The sequence below is a fragment of the Acinetobacter sp. KH_038 genome, from assembly GCF_057839405.1.
In genome coordinates this window covers 1,181,852-1,199,278 of sequence record NZ_CM174489.1, presented here as the reverse complement: position 1 = coordinate 1,199,278, position 17,427 = coordinate 1,181,852, and the positions used below count along the sequence as shown (strand labels likewise).

16 protein-coding genes are annotated in these 17,427 nt (G+C 43.8%); 9 read left to right on the top strand and 7 right to left on the bottom strand.

The genetic code is table 11. The features are described 5' to 3' along the window. The first annotated feature begins 85 nt into the window (after positions 1-85). The 3 genes from tal (at position 86) to AC3IT7_RS05630 (ending at position 3,048) form a co-directional block, all read left to right on the top strand. On the top strand, positions 86-1,063 hold the full coding sequence (tal, locus tag AC3IT7_RS05640; RefSeq protein ID WP_489249689.1) for a transaldolase: 978 nt from the start codon (positions 86-88) through the stop codon (positions 1,061-1,063). A gap of 73 nt (positions 1,064-1,136) precedes the next feature. Then, a complete protein-coding gene (leuE, locus tag AC3IT7_RS05635) occupies positions 1,137-1,796 on the top strand; it encodes a leucine efflux protein LeuE (RefSeq protein ID WP_489249688.1) in 660 nt (219 codons plus the stop codon). 76 nt (positions 1,797-1,872) lie between these two features. Continuing rightward, positions 1,873-3,048: a benzoate/H(+) symporter BenE family transporter gene (locus AC3IT7_RS05630; protein ID WP_489249687.1), complete on the top strand. Its 1,176-nt coding sequence runs from the start codon at positions 1,873-1,875 to the stop codon at positions 3,046-3,048. 63 nt (positions 3,049-3,111) lie between these two features. Here the strand turns inward: AC3IT7_RS05630 and AC3IT7_RS05625 are convergent, their stop codons facing one another. Continuing rightward, positions 3,112-3,456 carry an SMR family transporter gene (locus AC3IT7_RS05625; RefSeq protein WP_489249686.1) on the bottom strand — a complete coding sequence of 115 codons (345 nt, stop codon included), beginning with the start codon at positions 3,454-3,456 and terminating at the stop codon, positions 3,112-3,114. Between the two features lie 84 nt (positions 3,457-3,540). Beyond that, positions 3,541-4,530, bottom strand: coding sequence for an alpha/beta hydrolase (locus AC3IT7_RS05620; RefSeq protein WP_489249685.1), 990 nt, complete (start codon positions 4,528-4,530; stop codon positions 3,541-3,543). A 276-nt stretch (positions 4,531-4,806) separates the two neighbouring features. Here AC3IT7_RS05620 and AC3IT7_RS05615 point away from each other — a divergent pair, with 276 nt between their 5' ends. Further along, entirely contained in the window at positions 4,807-5,250 is a 444-nt protein-coding gene (locus tag AC3IT7_RS05615) for a universal stress protein (protein WP_475653953.1), read from the top strand. Between the two features lie 134 nt (positions 5,251-5,384). Further along, a complete protein-coding gene (locus AC3IT7_RS05610; RefSeq protein WP_489249684.1) occupies positions 5,385-5,831 on the top strand; it encodes a universal stress protein in 447 nt (148 codons plus the stop codon). A 31-nt stretch (positions 5,832-5,862) separates the two neighbouring features. Here the strand turns inward: AC3IT7_RS05610 and AC3IT7_RS05605 are convergent, their stop codons facing one another. Continuing rightward, positions 5,863-6,072 carry a hypothetical protein gene (locus AC3IT7_RS05605; RefSeq protein WP_005097285.1) on the bottom strand — a complete coding sequence of 70 codons (210 nt, stop codon included), beginning with the start codon at positions 6,070-6,072 and terminating at the stop codon, positions 5,863-5,865. A 215-nt stretch (positions 6,073-6,287) separates the two neighbouring features. Continuing rightward, positions 6,288-8,894 carry an aminopeptidase N gene (pepN, locus tag AC3IT7_RS05600; RefSeq protein WP_489249683.1) on the bottom strand — a complete coding sequence of 869 codons (2,607 nt, stop codon included), beginning with the start codon at positions 8,892-8,894 and terminating at the stop codon, positions 6,288-6,290. A gap of 369 nt (positions 8,895-9,263) precedes the next feature. Here pepN and AC3IT7_RS05595 point away from each other — a divergent pair, with 369 nt between their 5' ends. From AC3IT7_RS05595 to thiM, 3 genes are all read left to right on the top strand, one after another. Next, complete coding sequence (locus AC3IT7_RS05595) at positions 9,264-9,521, top strand: hypothetical protein (protein WP_489249682.1); 258 nt, start codon at positions 9,264-9,266, stop codon at positions 9,519-9,521. 159 nt (positions 9,522-9,680) lie between these two features. Beyond that, positions 9,681-10,841, top strand: a complete 1,161-nt coding sequence (locus tag AC3IT7_RS05590; RefSeq protein ID WP_489249681.1) for a hypothetical protein — start codon at positions 9,681-9,683, stop codon at positions 10,839-10,841. 32 nt (positions 10,842-10,873) lie between these two features. Next, positions 10,874-11,722, top strand: a complete 849-nt coding sequence (gene thiM / locus AC3IT7_RS05585) for a hydroxyethylthiazole kinase (RefSeq protein WP_489249680.1) — start codon at positions 10,874-10,876, stop codon at positions 11,720-11,722. Between the two features lie 595 nt (positions 11,723-12,317). Here thiM and AC3IT7_RS05580 read toward each other — a convergent pair. Then, positions 12,318-13,841 carry a TerC family protein gene (locus AC3IT7_RS05580; RefSeq protein WP_489249679.1) on the bottom strand — a complete coding sequence of 508 codons (1,524 nt, stop codon included), beginning with the start codon at positions 13,839-13,841 and terminating at the stop codon, positions 12,318-12,320. 737 nt (positions 13,842-14,578) lie between these two features. On the opposite strand from AC3IT7_RS05580, the gene AC3IT7_RS05575 reads away from it, so the two are divergent. Further along, entirely contained in the window at positions 14,579-15,043 is a 465-nt protein-coding gene (locus tag AC3IT7_RS05575; protein ID WP_100329609.1) for a MarR family winged helix-turn-helix transcriptional regulator, read from the top strand. A gap of 76 nt (positions 15,044-15,119) precedes the next feature. On the opposite strand, the gene AC3IT7_RS05570 is transcribed toward AC3IT7_RS05575, so the two are convergent. Together AC3IT7_RS05570 and AC3IT7_RS05565 are read right to left on the bottom strand one after the other, a co-directional pair. Further along, a complete protein-coding gene (locus AC3IT7_RS05570) occupies positions 15,120-15,782 on the bottom strand; it encodes an SOS response-associated peptidase family protein (RefSeq protein WP_489249678.1) in 663 nt (220 codons plus the stop codon). 83 nt (positions 15,783-15,865) lie between these two features. Continuing rightward, complete coding sequence (locus AC3IT7_RS05565) at positions 15,866-17,314, bottom strand: aldehyde dehydrogenase family protein (RefSeq protein WP_489249677.1); 1,449 nt, start codon at positions 17,312-17,314, stop codon at positions 15,866-15,868. Positions 17,315-17,427: the final 113 nt, after the last annotated feature.

The following is a 17,427-nucleotide window of genomic DNA, read 5'->3' as shown; positions in this document are numbered from 1 at the left end:
AGAAAATCAACCTGCGCCTACTTGGGAAACAGAAGGTTTATGATATAAAAGAATGCATAAGCAATAACCATAGAACTAGATCGTAATGACATTAACCGCATTAGAGCAATTAAAAAACTTGACCACGATTGTGGCAGATAGCAGTGACTTGAGCGCAATTGAAAAATTCCGTCCTCTGGATGCAACTACCAATCCATCACTGATTACAGCAGCGGCCAGTCAGGTTGAGAACAAAGCCCTGATTGAAGCGGCCTATCAGCAGGCGCAGCAGGAAGCTTATGTAGATGATGCTCTAATTGAACGTACCATTGATATTTTGACCGTAAAATTCGGTGTCGAAATCTTGAAGTTAATTGAAGGGCGTGTTTCTACCGAGGTCGATGCTTCCCTGTCTTATGATACTGCTGCAACCATCGCAAAGGCCAAGGAACTCTTGGCACTGTATGCCCAGTATGGAATTGACTCCAATCGTATTCTGATCAAGATTGCCTCAACCTGGGAAGGCATACAAGCTGCCAAAGCTTTGGAAGAAGAAGGCATTCATACCAATCTCACCCTGTTATTCGGCCAGCATCAAGCCCATGCCTGTGCCGATGCCAAAGTGACCTTAATCTCGCCTTTCGTCGGCCGGATTCTGGACTGGTACAAGAAGGCTGAAGGTGTGGATGCTTACCCAATCGAAAAGGATCCGGGCGTATTATCGGTTAAAAGCATTTATGAATTTTATAAGGCACATGCTATTCAAACCGAAATTATGGGTGCCAGTTTCCGCAGTATCGACCAGGTTCTGGGCTTGAGTGGCTGTGATCTTCTGACTGTTGCACCGAACTTGCTTGCAGAGCTCGAGAATGATCAACGTGAAGTTCAGGCGCAGCTTTCAGCGGCAGCTATTACTGTGCAAGGTGAACTGAATCCGATCAGTCAGGCAGAATTTCTGGAACAGCTCAAGCAGGATCAAATGGCCAGTGAACTGCTGCAAGGCGGTATTCATGGCTTTATCAAAGCTCGTGAGCAATTAGCCACCCTGTTAGGTCAAAGTTTCCTTAATACCGTAAAGAATTAAGCCCAAATCCTGGAAAGAGGACGAGCCGATGTTGCTATAATGCTGCATCGGCTTTTTCTTTTGCGAATTTTTCGTGTTTGGTATTACAGATCTCAGCACCTTTATCATTGGCACTACCCTAATTGTGCTCTTACCCGGCCCAAACTCCCTGTATGTCATGTCGATTGCCTCACGTTTTGGCATCAGGACAGGTTATTGGGGTGCGCTGGGAGTTTATAGCGGTGACATGATTCTGATTCTGTGTACGGCATTGGGTGCAGCATCCTTATTGCATGCCTTCCCCATCCTTTTTATTGCGTTGAAGATTATCGGTGCAATCTATCTGAGTTATCTTGGGATCAAGCTGTTAATTGCTGCCTATAAAACCATTCGTCCAGGCAAAAAAGTCAGCATGTTGCAGATACCGAAGGCTGATGCGGAATCGTCTTGCTCTATTCAGCCATTTCGTACTGCACTGACCATCAGTATTTTAAATCCCAAAGCGATTCTGTTTTATTTGTCTTTTTTTGTGCAGTTTGTCGATCCTCACTATTCTTATCCAGCCTTAACATTCCTGCTGTTGGCCTTGATATTACAATTGATTAGCATGACTTATCTGTCTATCCTGATTTTCTCCGGGGTAAAACTGGCCTCTTATTTCAACCAGAATTACAAACTGACAGCCAGTTGTGTCGCAATGGTGGGCATTTTATTCTGTGCTTTTGGCATCAAGCTTGCCACCTCGACCCTATAAAAGTCTGAAACAGGCATTGTCTAAATACGTGAAAAGCGTATGATTTAAACGCTTTTTAAACATTGTGTCATGGACGATGCCAAAACTATTACAAGATCTCTCCCTTACTGCCATCATTGCCGGTCTGATTACCTGCCTGATTGGCATTAGTGTTTCTGCTGTGCTGGTGATTGAAGCAGCGCAAAGCTTGGGTGCGAATGCCGCACAAATCAGTTCCTGGTTATGGGCGCTCGGAATCGGCATTGGTGTTTCAGGCCTATGGCTGTCCTGGAAATACAAGTATCCGGTTTCTACTGCCTGGTCTACCGCAGGACTGGCGTTGGTGATTGCGTCTGCCGGTCATTACAGTCTGGGTGAAGCGATTGGTGCTTTTCTGATTTGTGGACTCTTGACTGCTGCGCTGGGATTTTTAGGCATTTTTGAGCGTATTTTTCATTTTATTCCCCAAAGTTTAACCAGTGCCATGCTGGCTGGGGTATTGCTGAAATTTGGTATTTCAGTATTCGGTAGCCTGCAACAGTCCTGGGGCTTTGTACTCAGTGTCCTGGCCATTTATCTGATCTCGAAAAAAATCAGCACCCGTTATAGCATCGTGATTACGGTATTTAGCGCAATTGCGCTCTGCCCGTTCTTTATTGATTTTACAATTCCGAGTTTAAACTGGAATATAGCCCAGCCAGTCTGGATTCAGCCTGAATTTAGTCTGCAAGCTGTTTTAGGACTGACTTTGCCACTGTTGGTGATCAATCTGGCTTCGCAATACTTACCCGGACTGGCCGTGATTAAAAGCTATGGTTATCCGCCCAAGGTAAACGGTATTTTAGGCTGGACCGGGATGAGTCAGGCAGTGCTGGCACCTTTTGGCTGCTTTAGTGTCAATCTCGCGGCAATCAGTGCTGCGGTCAGTCTGGATACCCAAGCCCATCCCGACCCGCAGAAACGCTATATTGCCGGCATCAGCTGTGGCCTGTTTTATATTCTGATGGGACTTTTTGCAGCGACCTTGACCAGTCTACTCATGGCATTTCCAGCAATTCTGATTACCGTTCTGGCCGGAATTGCCTTATTTGGCACCATTGGTCATAACATCGCGCTGGCCTTTCAAACGCCGCATGAACGTGAAGCGGCATTAATGACCTTTTTATTCAGCGCATCCAATATCCAGTTTTTGGGAATTGGTTCAGCCTTTTGGGGCTTGTTACTCGGATTAACAGTTTATTTGCTGTTTAAGCTCAAACCTCAAGTCGCTTAAGCCGATCTGATCATTCAAACAAATGGGGCAATACAGGCAGCTCTAAATCGCTGCCTGCTATTATCAATGCCCTGCAGTCCGGGAAAACAGGTTGATGACGAGCACACCGCAAATAATCAGCGCGATACCAATAAAGGCCGGAAGATCGAGTGCCTGTTTAAAGATGACATAACCGACAATCGCCGTCAAAATGATTCCGACACCGGCCCAAATGGCATAAGCAATTCCCAATGGAATGACTTTAATCACCTGGGAGAGCAAATAAAATGCAATACAGAATAAGACCACGACGGCCAAAGAAGGCCATAATTTGCTAAAGCCTTCAGATTTCACCAGAAATGTAGAACCTGTGACTTCGGCGACAATCGCCAGCGCCAGCAACAGATATGCCCACGATACAGGATTCATTTTTCACTCTCCAGATTGCTGTATTTATGATTGTGATAAGGACGGACTAGAATAAACGAGCAGATTTTGCATTATGCTCATTGTTTAGAGCGAATGCTGGTGCAGAAAATCAAGGGTCCGAATAAAGGTTTGCTGACTTTCTTTCTTGCCCATAAAAAATTGGTATTCATGAATCAGCCAGGCCTTAGATTCCGGATAAAATACCTCGGTCACTGCAATGTTGTGGGCTTTGAGTGCTTCTACAAAAGGCAGGGATTGGGTATCGGTGAGAAAATCCTTATTACCGCCACTAATCAACACCGGCGGATAGCTAGTTGAAATATTATGGATGGGAGAAATTTGCTTTAAAAATTCAGCATCATCTTTCTGGTCGCCGGTATAGGCCTGTACCAGATTATACACACCCCATTCGACAATCTTGATTTCATCCGGTGCCTTCTGTACAAAAGCCTGCAGATCATAAATACCACAATGCAAAATCAAGCCCTTTACTTGCATCGGCTGAATAGTCGGGCTGAAATTGGATTGTTGTGAAAATTCAGGATTGGTCAACAATGCGGCATAATGACTGGCTAGATTGGCGCCGGCAGAATCTCCGGCCAGATAAAACTGTCCTGCATTAATGTGATAGTCAGCGGCATGGCTAGTGATAAACGCCAGCGCCTGATTGATTTGCTGAAGCTGGTTCGGGTAAGTCGCCTGCGGAGCAAACTGGTATTGTACAGAAACCACATTATAGCCTTGCGCTGCCAGCAGCTTGAAATAGCCGCGGGCATGGGCCTTGGAACCTGAAATCCAGCCTCCTCCATGCATCCAGACAATGGTCGGCTTCGGGCCTAGACTCTGAATATCTGCGGGCTGATAAAGATCAAAACTTAAATTTTGCTGCGGCTCATACACAATATTATGCTGCACCAGCACAGTTTCCGGCGCATAACGATCCATCACCTTTTGTTGCAAGCTCGTGGTCATATTAAAAGCGCTGGCAATGAGCTTGCTGTTTGGGACGGTATGCTGACAGCCCGATAGGATTATCGAACTGATCAGCACAAGATTTAGCGCAATATATCTCAAAATTTCTATTTTCCGATAATGATAATAATCAAGCGCAGGCAGTTTAACTGAAACGCTGAAAAACCAGAAACTTAATCAGCTTCGTGCTGGCATCAGCAGTGAAAATCCCCACTTTTTTGCTTGGTTTAATTTGCCAATTTTTTTACGTTTTTATGTGAATAATGGTTGTAATGTAATGAGTTTTTTCATTTTTTTGGTTTTTGCAATTGCACCTGCAGGGTCACTGTGCTATCAATGAATCAGAGGCTAACAATAAACATTTGGAGTAAAAAATTTATGGCTTATCAGCATATTCTAGTTCCGGTAGACGGCTCAGAAATTTCCTTTTCCGCAGTACGACATGCTGCAAAAATTGCCAAAGCATTTGGTAGCCAGCTTTCCCTGATCAGCCTGATTGCGGAAGATCCTTTTACTGAAGCTGATTTCTATTACAGCTCATCCATCATGAAGGAATATTTTGTACAGGCGCATGCCAATGCCAAAAATGCCCTGAAAGAAGCCACTGCAATTGCAGCAAGCGAAGGTATTGAAGCCCAATCACGTATTGTTACGGGTCTGGTCAATGCAGAACATATTGCTGAAACTGCAGGCGAAGTAAAAGCAGACCTGATTGTTATGGGTTCTCATGGCCGCAAAGGCTTCCAGAAAATGATTCTGGGCAGCTTTGCACAGGATGTTTTAGGTGCCAGTGAAATTCCGGTACTGATCGTGAAAAAATAGTCAAAGCTTTGCGCATCTTCATGATGCGCATTCCTTGTTTTTTTATAGTTGATTTTGAACCCTATCTAATACTTACAGATCCAATTACTTAAGCTCACTCCCCCTGAATGCAATAATAAATATGAGGAAGCACCATGAATAACTATGATCATCTTCTCGTAGCACTCGATGAGTCCTCGATTTCCTATGCTGCCGCAGAGCATGCCCTCGAACTGGCCAAAGTATTTCACAGCCATGTCACCTTACTCAGTGTGATTGCGGTTGATCCGTTTAAAGGCGTAGACTTTTATAAAGTTGCTCCAGCGGTCACAGACTATTTCCTGCATGCAGAACAAAATGCGCTTGATCGCTTAAATGAACTGAAACAAAGCTTTGTTCGTGACGGCGTACAGGTAACCACCAAAATCCTGCATGGCATGGCGCCTTCAGAAGGGATTTTACAGGCTGCAAATGAGTCACCTACCGACATTATCATTATGGGTTCACATGGCCGTAAAGGCTTGCAAAAACTGATGCTGGGCAGTGTGGCTCAAAATGTTCTGGCACTTTCCGATATACCGGTACTGGTGGTAAGACAGTAAAAATATAGATAAAGCCTGTGCCGAGCAGGCTTTAGCGCAGCTTCTGATTCAGCTCACTTAAGAAAATTTCTGCATCGAGCTGGCTCTGGAATACTTTTTTGTATTCGCCAACCTGCTGCACAGAATGGGGGGTGTATTGAATGGAGATCTCAAGTAAACCATTTTCAGGATTCTTGCTCACATGTACGGCAATAATATGCTGGCTATTTAAATAAAAACCATCTTCAATTTTCACTAACATATTTTAAATTACCTCTAGTAAGTGGACCTGTAGATCCTTTTACCCCGCTTACAGCTTAATGAATAAATACCTGTATCCCTATAGCAATACTGTACACGCTTTAGTTGTCACATGCTGCATCAGCGTATTTCAAGTGTATCTAATCCCATCATTTGAAATAAAAAGAGATAAAAAAACCGGATCGTGTCGATCCGGTTTTTGCCATGAGCTAAATTTTATACGCTCAACATACTATTTAAAGTCTCAGAAACGTTTTTAGATTTGACCAGTGGCTTTAAGGTCTCAAGCTGAACTTTGACTTCACTGCGTTGCGGCTCGGCCAGTGTGTACCAGCGTGATAAGACCTGAAGTAAACGTGAACCGACAATCGGATTTTTTTCATCCAGATATTTTGCCAGACCAATATAATGCTGTACGCCAAAGCTCCATGTATTGACCGGATTGGCATTCAGACCGCCACTCACTGCCCGAATACGGTTCGGTACAGCCAGATCATAATCAGGATGCTGGGTCAGATAGGCAATGCTGGCATCGGTTGCTTTTGGATGTGCTGCCTGAACCATAAACCACTGATCCAAAGACAAGGCTTCATCTTCAAAACGGCGATAAAAGTCGGCTAAAACTTCTTGGGCTTGTGGCGCATCGTTCCAGACCAGAACTTTCAGCGCACCCAGACGTTCAGACATATTGCCTGTGTGATACTGCTCATAGGCCAGATCAAAGGCCGCGGCATCACCCTGACGTGCCATCATGCCGAGCATGATATTTCTCAAGGCGCGCACTCCCATAGCTTGCGAGAATTCTGATTGCGAATCCGGATCCAGATTGAGATAGGTCTCTTTGGCAGTTTCACCAAAGGCACGAGCCAGTGTATGCAGCAAAGCTTCACGCTTTTCCTGAATCATGGCCGGATGATAGTCCTGATCAATACGGCTGCCCAAATAACCTTCAGACGGCACATCAAACAGACGTGATGCCAGCAGCGGATCTTTTTCAATCACGTCTGGCAGGGTCTTGAGCATGGCCTGAATATAGATATCGGCAGGCTGGTCATCCAGCAAGATACGCTCGAGCAGAGTTTGAGTCGCTTGCCACTGGTTAAAACCGTTGGTTTCATATTGCAACAGGAAAGCCAGTTCTGCTTCTGAATAATCAAAGTCCAGATTCACAGGCGCAGAGAAATTACGCAGCAAGGATACTACCGGTTTTGCTGTGACCCCGGTAAATTCAATAGTGGCTTGTTCCTGATCAAACAGATATACCCCGTCTTTGACGCCATTTTCAAATAAAGCCTCACCATTCAGCTGCAACTGTTCGCCAGTACTGGCATCAAATAAGGCTAAAGCCACTGGAATAGGAACAGCTTTCAGATTCGGGTACTTGGCATGACTTTTCAGACTTTGCTTCAAGCTGAGACGATAAGTTTGCATTTCAATATCATATTCGGCTTTCACTTCAAGTTTTGGCGTACCCGGCTGGTTATACCAGGTCAGGAAATTAGACAAATCTACCCCTGAACCTGCGGTGAGTGCCGATACCCAGTCTTCAACCGTTACCGCCTGACCATCATGACGGCGGAAATATTCATCCGTACCCTGACGGAATTTTTCCTTGCCCAGCAAGGTCGCCATCATGCGGTTAATTTCCGCGCCTTTTTCATACACGGTGGCGGTATAGAAGTTGTTAATTTCTACAAAATGATCCGGACGTGGTGGATGTGACAGCGGGCCTGAATCTTCCGGGAATTGATGTGCTTTCAGTACTGCTACATCATCAATACGCTGGACTGCCGCAGACTGCAAATCTTCCGAGAAAGACTGGTCACGGAACACAGTCAAGCCTTCTTTTAAACACAGCTGGAACCAGTCACGACAGGTAATCCGGTTGCCGGTCCAGTTGTGGAAATATTCATGGGCAATCACTGACTGCACCCGCATGATCGCAGCATCTGTAGTAAATTCTTCATCGGCGAGCACACATGAGGTATTGAAGATATTCAGCCCCTTGTTTTCCATCGCACCCATGTTGAATGCACTGGTGGCCACGATCATGTAATTGTCGAGGTCATATGGCAGGCCATAGTGCTCTTCATCCCAACGCATGGAATGCTTGAGCGCTTCCATGGCGATTTTGCATTTTGGAATATCTTTTTCTTCTGCATAGATTTCAAGGGCTACATTACGACCTTCTGAGGTAACGTATGAATCTTTCATCACCGCCAAGTCACCTACTACACAGGCGAACAGATAGCTCGGCTTTTTGGTCGGGTCCTGCCAGATGGCATAATGACGGTTGGCATCGACTTCACCAGTTTCCAGCAGGTTACCATTTGCAAGCAAAACAGGATATTTCTTGTCTGCTTCGACACGCGTGGTAAAGACCGACAGCACATCCGGACGGTCTGGATAGAACGTAATTTTACGGAAACCTTCTGGCTCATTTTGGGTCACAAACAGATCTGAACTGGCCTGATACAGACCTTCCAGCATGGTATTCGTTTCAGGATGGATCTTGACCACGATTTCAAGCGATACCTGATCAGGCGCATTGGCAATCACCAGTTGTTCAGCATCCAGGCTGTAGCCATCAGCATTCAGTGTTTGACCATTTAACTGAATTGATTGCAGCTCCAGATCTCGCCCGAGCAAGACCAGATCACCGGCAGTTTGACGCTGCAGCTCCAGTTTGCTGCTGACCAGCGTATGATCTGCATAGACTTGAATATTCAGGTCGATAGAATCGACAACAAAGGAAGGTTTTTGATAGTCTTTTAAATAAATGGTTTGATCCGCTTCGATCACCGGGTTTGCCGCAATATTCATGTCCTGTCCTAATCTTTATCTTGTTCGACATTGTTCATGTCAAAATCATACGCCAAGTTTTAAACGCTGTCTGTGCATTTGTATTGTTAGCTCTAATATGGGCATTGCACGCACCACTTTCAATGCGTTTTTGCCTAATTGCGCAGCACTCGACTGGACTTAAGAAAAATCTGTGCCAAATAAATCGTCACAATCATGATTTTTTACATTTATATAAATTATTGATTTTAAATATATATCTAGTTTTAAATAACAATTCACAAGTCCAGATTAAAAAACGAGCACATTTCTTGCTAGCCTTAAGCTGTGTTTTTTCACACTTAATTCCACATTTAAAATGAAACAATAATGATAAGCATGAGGTGAGCCATGTATCTAAAAAAACATATTGTACGAATGGAAAATATTAAAATGCTGCAAACTCTGGATCAGGCCAATATTGATCATAAAGTCATTGCACTGTTGATGAGCTGTGAAGGCATTCCGCTTCAGGCGCATGAAGTCACAGCCATTCTCAATAGCTACGATGCACTCGGTGCCAGGAAGGTTCCATCTAAAAAGGTGCAGGCCTTGATTCATGCCAAACACCGCGGGGAGCAGGACGAAAGCTTACCCTGCCCGGTTTAAAAAGCGTCATTTCATGTTTTAAAATCAGAGCTGCTCCGGCAGCTCTGATCGTATCGGTAATGTTCTTTTGATTTGCTAAAATTGCATCTGTCACTTACATTCGCATCTCATCCGCGGTGTATAATCAAATGCCCGTCCATTCTAAAGTTGCTCGCGCCCATGGTATTCAGTGTTCTGCAAAAACAGCTTGATGAAAGTACCCACTGCCCGCTGTGCAAGGCATCGATGTATTGGATTGAGGCAGAACAATATGATCAGGAGATGAGCTACCACGAATGCAGCCATTGCCAGCATCAGCTTCATCCCGATCAGAAACATAATTGTTATTGTGACCAGTGTCTGGCCCAGCGTAAACGCATGCTCAAGGAAGTCCGGTTACAGGAAAACCGTCTCTATCATAAAAAACAGGACCGGCCGGTTCCTGAGCTGAGTCAGCTCAGTTTTATCAATAAACTGTTTTTACTTTCGCTTCTAGACGAACAGGTTCAGGAATATAGCCAGCACCGCGAATATATTGACTGGCATCAAATTCGATATTATTCCATCACTCCGAACTACCTGTTCCAACATGGTCTGATGAAAAGCCTGATCAGAGATCAGATCCTGATTCCTAAAGATGTCCAGCAGGAAAACCAGCACTATTATATTAATGTACGTCTGGATGGCTATGCTGAGCCAACACTGTTCAGTATTACCCAGCAGCTGCGGCACTGGTTTTACCAGAACCTGAGTAAGGGCGTGCCCTTCAAAAGTGCAGATGAAGTCAAAGATGCCCTGTATTGCCTGCTATATGAAGAAATCATCCAGTTTGCACAATTTTACTGTCGTAGCTGGAATGTGCAGATTGCCGGAAATCAGAGCTTTCAGACCTTTTGCTATCGCCTTTTAGATGTGCTGGCGGTAGGACAGATTTATTATCTGGTGCAGACCGGCCTGGAATATCTGTACAAACAGAAAGCGCTTAAGCCACGCAATGAAAACTTTATTAATACCAATCTGCTCAAAAAAACCTTGCAGCAGTATCGGGAGCGGTCCGTCACTGAAAAATGGGAAACATCTACCCTGCCACGCCCGCCACAACTGCCATTCAGCAAGATGAGCGAAATCCTGTTTTATCGCTTTCTGGGCTATGATGAGCATATTTTCTTTCAGCCTGTCTGGCGCTCATGGCATAAAATTGAACCTCGCCTTAAATTCTATTCGCAGAAACGCTGTATGCACTGCGGTTCACAGGAACTTTCGGTAGATTATGATGCCAGTGACTATGTCAGCCTGTTCTGCAGAAACTGCAAGCATCAAGACCATTATTTTACCCGCTGAATGAATACACCACTTATATTCCCTGTTGACAGATGATCATTATGAACACTTCTACGCAAGCACTGCAGCACACGCTTCTGGATCAAATCTGTGAAGCATGGTTGAAACTACAGCAACAGCAGCCCCTGGTACATATCATGACCAATGCCGTGGCCAGCAACTATGTCGCCAATGTCGTACTGGCGGCCAATGCTTCCCCTGCCATGATCGATAATCCTTTTGAAGCCGAAAGCTTTGCCAGCATTGCAGCGGCGATCAATCTTAATCTGGGGACGCCAACCACCGAACAGGTACAGGCCATGCACATTGCTGCAGAAACGGCGCATCGGCTGCAAAAGCCCTGGGTACTGGATCCGGTCGGTTATGGCGCGGTACTGCATTGGCGCTCGAATATGGTAGATCAGTTATTAAATTCGCATCCTACGGTTCTACGTGGCAATGCCTCTGAAATTGGTGCCTTGGCTGGCAAGCGGATCGAGTCTAAAGGCGTAGACAGCACCATCAATAGTGCCGATGTCTATTTACAGGCAAAAGGTTTATTGGAACATTGTGACTGTATCGCGATTTCCGGCAAATCCGATTACATCATTTCCAGAGATTATCCGGTGATACAGGTATCAGGCGGTTCTGATTTACAACCCCGGGTCACAGCCACAGGTTGTGCGCTTGGTGCACTGATTGCAGCCTATAATGCAGTGAGTTCCCCTGCAATCGCGGCACTGGCTGCACATGTACATTTTGCCATTGCAGGTCAACGGGCCTTTGAACGTGCGCCACAACTCGGCAGTTTTAATGTGGCCTTTCTGGATGAAATCCATCAGCTCAATACTGAAACTATTCGAGAATATGCCAATTTTAAAATTCTGCCGGAATCTGTTTAAGCCGTCAGTTATTGATCATGAGAATGTTGATACTTTCGAAACAGATCAACATCCATCTCTTGATTTATTCTGCGGATTTGTTCTGCTATTTCCGATACAGCCGTTTGGTCTTCAATCCTCCCTATGCTGAAATCAGTTTGAAATAAGCAGAGTGCTGATTGAGTGAGCTTCATGCAATTTATCGACTGTTTTCAGAAAAGGCCGTTGTTTTTTTAATCGCTGTATTTTGACAGAGTATAAATTAAATTCATGTGAATTATGATTTGATTCTCGACAGCATTTTCAATACTACTTTTAAGTTTTAGTTAACGAGACTTGATTTATCAATATTTGCAGGCTTATTTAGTCGAGTTTTAAGTATGGATGACATTTTTTAGACTCATTTTTAACTTAAAAATCTGAACTCTAAACAGGATGATTACTCACCACATAGAACTTGAATTAGAAAGTGAATTTAAATAAAAAATATCTTTGTTTGGCAATAACTTATCTGCATTTTAATCTAGCATCTTTAGAACAAAATATAAAAAAGCCAGCTACTGCTCGAGTAACTGGCTTTTGAAATTTAAAGCAAATCTGACTTTAAAACGATGGTTTAAGCTGCATAATGAATGCTGACAGACTTGATACGATTGCTTTCAATTTCAGTGACTTTGAATTGCACACCCTGATAATTTAACTCGGTACCCACTTCAACGGTACTGTTGGTTTTATCCAGGATCAGACCCGCAACACTGATATAACCGGCATCTTCATCAATCAGATCAATCATGCCCAGTTCAAGTTCAAGCTGATACAGATCCAGCATACCTGAAGCGATCCAGTGCGAATCATCCACTCTCACCAAATCAAGCTGTTCGTCTGCATCCGGAAACTCACCGGCAATCGCTTCAAACACATCTAGCGGTGAAATCAGACCCTCCACATTACCAAACTCGTCGCTTACCAGCACCAAAGAGCCCTTTGACGTACGCAAAGTATTGATCGCATCAATGACTTTCATTTTTTCAAAGATATAAATTGGACGATGACGTTTGATCAGTGCTTTTAATTCTTCCGGCTCTTCCAGTACATCCAGCAATTCCTTGGCACGTACAACGCTAATCACCTTATCCAGGCTACCGCGACATACCGGGAACAGGCTATGTGGAACCGATAGAATTTTTTCACGAATCTGTTCCGGGCTATCCTCTAGATCGACCCATGAAATCTGACCGCGCGGTGTCATGATCGAAGCGACTGAACGCTCTGCAAGGGTTAACACCCCACCAATCATGTAACGTTCTTCATCTGCAAAGGTTTCTTGAGCTTCATTTTTATCAGTATCGGTGGTTTCAAGCTTGCCGCCCATTAATTTCAAAATGGAATCTGCTGTACGATGACGCAAAGGAATCTTGGATTCATGCTTTGCGACATTACGCTGTCCGAACTGGTTGAATGCTTCAATCAGGATCGCAACACCAATACCCGAATAGATATAGCCTTTTGGAATATGGAAACCAAAACCTTCTGCAATCAGACTGATACCAATCAGAAGCAGGAAACTGAGACACAGAATCACCACAGTTGGATGGCGGTTTACAAAGCTGGTCAATGGTTTCGAAGCCAGCAGCATCACCCCCATTGCAACAATCATTGCAGCCATCATGACGTAAATATTGTCGACCATACCAATTGCGGTAATCACTGAATCTAAAGAGAAAACAGCATCTAAAACTACAATTTGGGCAACAACAGCAGTGAAACTTGCATAAACCACATTGGTGGTCAGTTTGACTTCAGGCTTGCCTTCTATCTTCTCATGCAATTCTGTGACGGCCTTGTACACCAAGAACAAGCCACCAAATAACAAAATCAGGTCCCGACCGGAGAAGGTCCAGTCAAACAGGGTAATCAAGGGCTGAGTCAGGGTGACTAACCAGGCGATAGCAAACAGCAGTCCCAGACGCATAAATAATGCGAGTGAAAGACCGACAACACGGGCTTTATCACGTTGTTCAGGAGGGAGCTTTTCGGCCAGAATGGCAATAAAGACTAGGTTATCAATACCTAAAACAATTTCAAGAATAATAAGAGTAATTAAACCTACCCAGATTCCGGGATCTAATAAAAATTCCATTAGAGAACTACCCCGTTCGAGTAAGCTATAAATAGAGATGGAAGATCAACGCACGGCGAGGGATCCATTAAAGTTTAACCTGTGTAACTTAAGACTGTTCCATTATGCATAAACTGAATATTTTGTAATGTATTAATTTATAAAAAAATTACATGATCATGATTTTCCTTAAACTTTTTCAATGCATCACTTGGGATAAAATGGCATCTCGCCTTCTTTATTGTGTATTTTAATCTGGGTAAAAATATCCAGCCCTTATGATTGGTCAGTTAAACCACTGCTAAAGCCCATTAAAAATCCGGCTACCTTTATCTTATTATTTAAAAAACAATTAGTTATAACTATATTTTGAACTATTTTTGAGGGTTGTATTTATTAGAATCAAGCCTTAGATGCATCTCTGTAAATACGCTAAACAGCTTAAAATAAGATGGATGATATTTTAGCCAGTAAGTTATTGATCTGCTGGAACGATAAAATGTTGCAGAACATCGCTCTGCGCTAAAATATACAATTAAGTATTAATTTCATACAAAATATTATTACCTTTCATCTGATTTAAAATGGCAATTGGCTGTCCTGAACCGGCCTATATACAGAATTAATCAAGCTTTGATGATGTTAAGAAAAACTAAAAAGTACAATCTCTTTAACATTTTTGAAATAAAGGTTGAAACATGCATAAACTTTTTCATAAAATGGTTGGGCCCTAGAAAAATAAATACAAGGAACATTTCATGACTAAGAAATATGCAAAATTTTTACCGTGTACGGAAGAATTTAATTTAGAAAATTTTCCCTATTATTGGGTTACTCAGGTTCATGCCCAATATGTCCTTAATGTCGATCACGCCCTTAAAAAGTATGGTGTTGACAATTCCCGCCGCCGTATTCTGCTTGCCTTAAAATCAAAACCGCATGCCAGTGTTTCCGACTTGTCAGAAATGGTCGTGTCTAAAATGTCGACCACAACTAAAATCGTTTATCGCTTAAAAGATGAAGGTCTGGTCGAGACCTATTCATGCGAAGATGATGCACGGATTACTCGGGTATTCTTGACCGAAAAAGGCATGCAAATGACACATAAGATCAACGATCTGACCAATGTGGTACTTGAGCAGTCTTTCGAAGGCCTGACCCCTTTGCAAATTGAAAAAACCATGGAAAGTTTACGTCATATTTTTAAAAATCTGGCTCGTTAAAAGTCTTACTTTTTATTTTTAAATAGACACTGGTAAATTGGCATACTTTCAATAATAAATAATTTATCAGAACTTTCTAAGAATCAAAAAAGTTCAGTTGCGGGCTGACTTTTTTGATTTTTTCTTTTGGCACATGCGAACATTCAAACTCTTCTTCCGGAAAGCCCTGTACAAAACTACGAATATCCGGATGACGCAATGTCAGCCATTCTTGCAGTCGCTCATGCGGGATCACGATAACCGAACGTTGGATGTTTCCAGGTTCATGGAATTCTTTCATCATCGGATGGTCGATGGCATCCATGGTGATCATACTGGCAGAGCGTACAATTTCTCCCTGAATCCGGGCAATCTCGTAGACTGCGGCAATGAAAGTCGCCTGACCATCTTTACGTCTTACTCCCCAACGCTGCGGTTTATTGTCAAAATATTTGGACTCATAAAACTCTGATACCGGAATAACGCCAAAATGACATTTGGCCGTAGCTTCAGCAAAAGTGGGTTTCTGCAATAAAGTTTCATTTCTGGCGTTATAGGTCTTGGTTCCTATACTTTTGTCTTCTGCCCATTTCGGAATGAGGCCAAAATTCACCGAGCGCCACTCCAGCCCTTGAACGGACTGGAATAAAAGTGGTGCAGCATAATTGGGATAGACTTCTTCCGGATATTCAAAAGGAATGTCTGGTAATCCCAGATCATGCAATTGTTTTAAGCTTAAAGGTTTAAAGTTGGCACACATGGCTCATACATGTAAATCATTCGTCTATGAGATTATAGCCTGCTGCCAAACCTAAACCTGTAGTATTTATATAGCTCTGAGCATCATGACTGCGGCACTGTCAACCAATGTGTCCGGGTGAATTCCTCAAAGATCCAGCGGCCATTAAAACGCCCCAATCCCGAGTTTTTCTCGCCGCCAAAGGGTGCATTGGACTGATCCGCAACACTGATACCGTTAATATGGGTCATACCGATATCCAGCTGTGCCGCAAAAGCAGTCCCGCGCTGAATATCCGATGTACAGACTGCACTGGACAATCCAAAATCGGTATGGTTGGCCAACGCTAAAGCATGAGCTTCATCACGCGCTTTTAAAATCGGTAAAATCGGACCAAAACTTTCTTGCTGCGCCAGATCGGAATCGGCTGCGACATTAATAAAGATATGAGGATAGACCAGATTGCCTTCAATTCCTCCCTCATAAACCAGCTCTGCCCCCTGCTCGCGACCTCGCTGAATAATCTGCTGATGTTTTTTCACCTGACTCTGGTTAATGATGGGTCCGATAATGGTATCTTCCAGATTTGGATCGCCGACTGGGATCATCTTCACCCGATCCAGAAGTTTGTCCACATAGGCATCATGAACAGAAGCATCAACAATGACCCGGTTGGTGCTCATGCAAATCTGACCCTGATGCATAAAACGCCCCATCAAGGTAAGTTCAACGGCCAGATCAAGGTCTGCATCATCCAGAATGATCAAGGGTGCGTTGCCACCCAGTTCCAGTGCCAAACGTTTGATTCTGGAACTGGCCAGGGCTTTACTGCCGACACTTTGTCCCACTTCGGTTGAACCGGTAAATGAAATCATTTTCGGGACCGGATGTTCCACAAAATAGTCACCAATTTCACTACCGGAACCGGCAACAATATTTAATGCACCTGCGGGCAAACCGGCCTCTTCAAATAGCTTGCCAATTAATGTACCACCCGTTACCGGCGTATCGCTGGCTGGCTTGAGTACCACTGTATTGCCACAGGCGATCGCGGTCGCAACTGAACGCAAGGACAAATGAAAGGGAAAATTCCACGGGCTGATCACGCCAATTACCCCCAAAGGCTTACGCAGTACCAGACTTTTGCGTGCCGGGTCTTTGCTTTCTAACTGCTCCGTTTGAATCTGATCGGGAAAGCTCAGACTTTCCTGAATAATGCCCAAAGCTGCATCTACCTCAAGACCAGCTTTAAAACGTGTACTGCCTGATTCAATAATCAGCCAGTCAACGATTTCGTCGCGACGCTGCTGAATAACCGTGATCAAGTTTTGTAGTACTGCCTTACGTCCTTCAACAGAAGTCAAAACACCCTGCTGGAAAGCCTGTTCTGCTGCGCTATACGCACTGTCCACATCGACCGAACTTGCAGCCGCAAGACTAAAAATCTCGGTTTGGGTAAAAGGATTGATATTTTTTATTGTTTTGGTTGAGGTTCCACGTCTCCACTGACCATGAATAAACTGTTGATCCAAGTCTTCATATACTGTCATCATTTTATTGTTTCCTCGTGTACTTTACTTCACTGTAAGAGTTCAGCTGAAAAATTTCTAGTCAGAATCATAGTCACTTACCATTAGACAATAAAAAAGCCTCCGAAGAGGCTTTT

Excerpts from the sequence above, each read along its gene's own strand:
- tal (WP_489249689.1), top strand. The coding sequence starts at position 86 with ATGACATTAACCGCATTAGAGCAATTAAAAAACTTGACCACGATTGTG.
- AC3IT7_RS05630 (WP_489249687.1), top strand. The coding sequence starts at position 1,873 with ATGCCAAAACTATTACAAGATCTCTCCCTTACTGCCATCATTGCCGGT.
- AC3IT7_RS05625 (WP_489249686.1), bottom strand. The coding sequence starts at position 3,456 with ATGAATCCTGTATCGTGGGCATATCTGTTGCTGGCGCTGGCGATTGTC.
- AC3IT7_RS05615 (WP_475653953.1), top strand. The coding sequence starts at position 4,807 with ATGGCTTATCAGCATATTCTAGTTCCGGTAGACGGCTCAGAAATTTCC.
- AC3IT7_RS05610 (WP_489249684.1), top strand. The coding sequence starts at position 5,385 with ATGAATAACTATGATCATCTTCTCGTAGCACTCGATGAGTCCTCGATT.
- AC3IT7_RS05605 (WP_005097285.1), bottom strand. The coding sequence starts at position 6,072 with ATGTTAGTGAAAATTGAAGATGGTTTTTATTTAAATAGCCAGCATATT.
- pepN (WP_489249683.1), bottom strand. The coding sequence starts at position 8,894 with ATGAATATTGCGGCAAACCCGGTGATCGAAGCGGATCAAACCATTTAT.
- AC3IT7_RS05595 (WP_489249682.1), top strand. The coding sequence starts at position 9,264 with ATGTATCTAAAAAAACATATTGTACGAATGGAAAATATTAAAATGCTG.
- AC3IT7_RS05590 (WP_489249681.1), top strand. The coding sequence starts at position 9,681 with ATGGTATTCAGTGTTCTGCAAAAACAGCTTGATGAAAGTACCCACTGC.
- thiM (WP_489249680.1), top strand. The coding sequence starts at position 10,874 with ATGATCATTATGAACACTTCTACGCAAGCACTGCAGCACACGCTTCTG.
- AC3IT7_RS05580 (WP_489249679.1), bottom strand. The coding sequence starts at position 13,841 with ATGGAATTTTTATTAGATCCCGGAATCTGGGTAGGTTTAATTACTCTT.
- AC3IT7_RS05575 (WP_100329609.1), top strand. The coding sequence starts at position 14,579 with ATGACTAAGAAATATGCAAAATTTTTACCGTGTACGGAAGAATTTAAT.
- AC3IT7_RS05570 (WP_489249678.1), bottom strand. The coding sequence starts at position 15,782 with ATGTGTGCCAACTTTAAACCTTTAAGCTTAAAACAATTGCATGATCTG.
- AC3IT7_RS05565 (WP_489249677.1), bottom strand. The coding sequence starts at position 17,314 with ATGATGACAGTATATGAAGACTTGGATCAACAGTTTATTCATGGTCAG.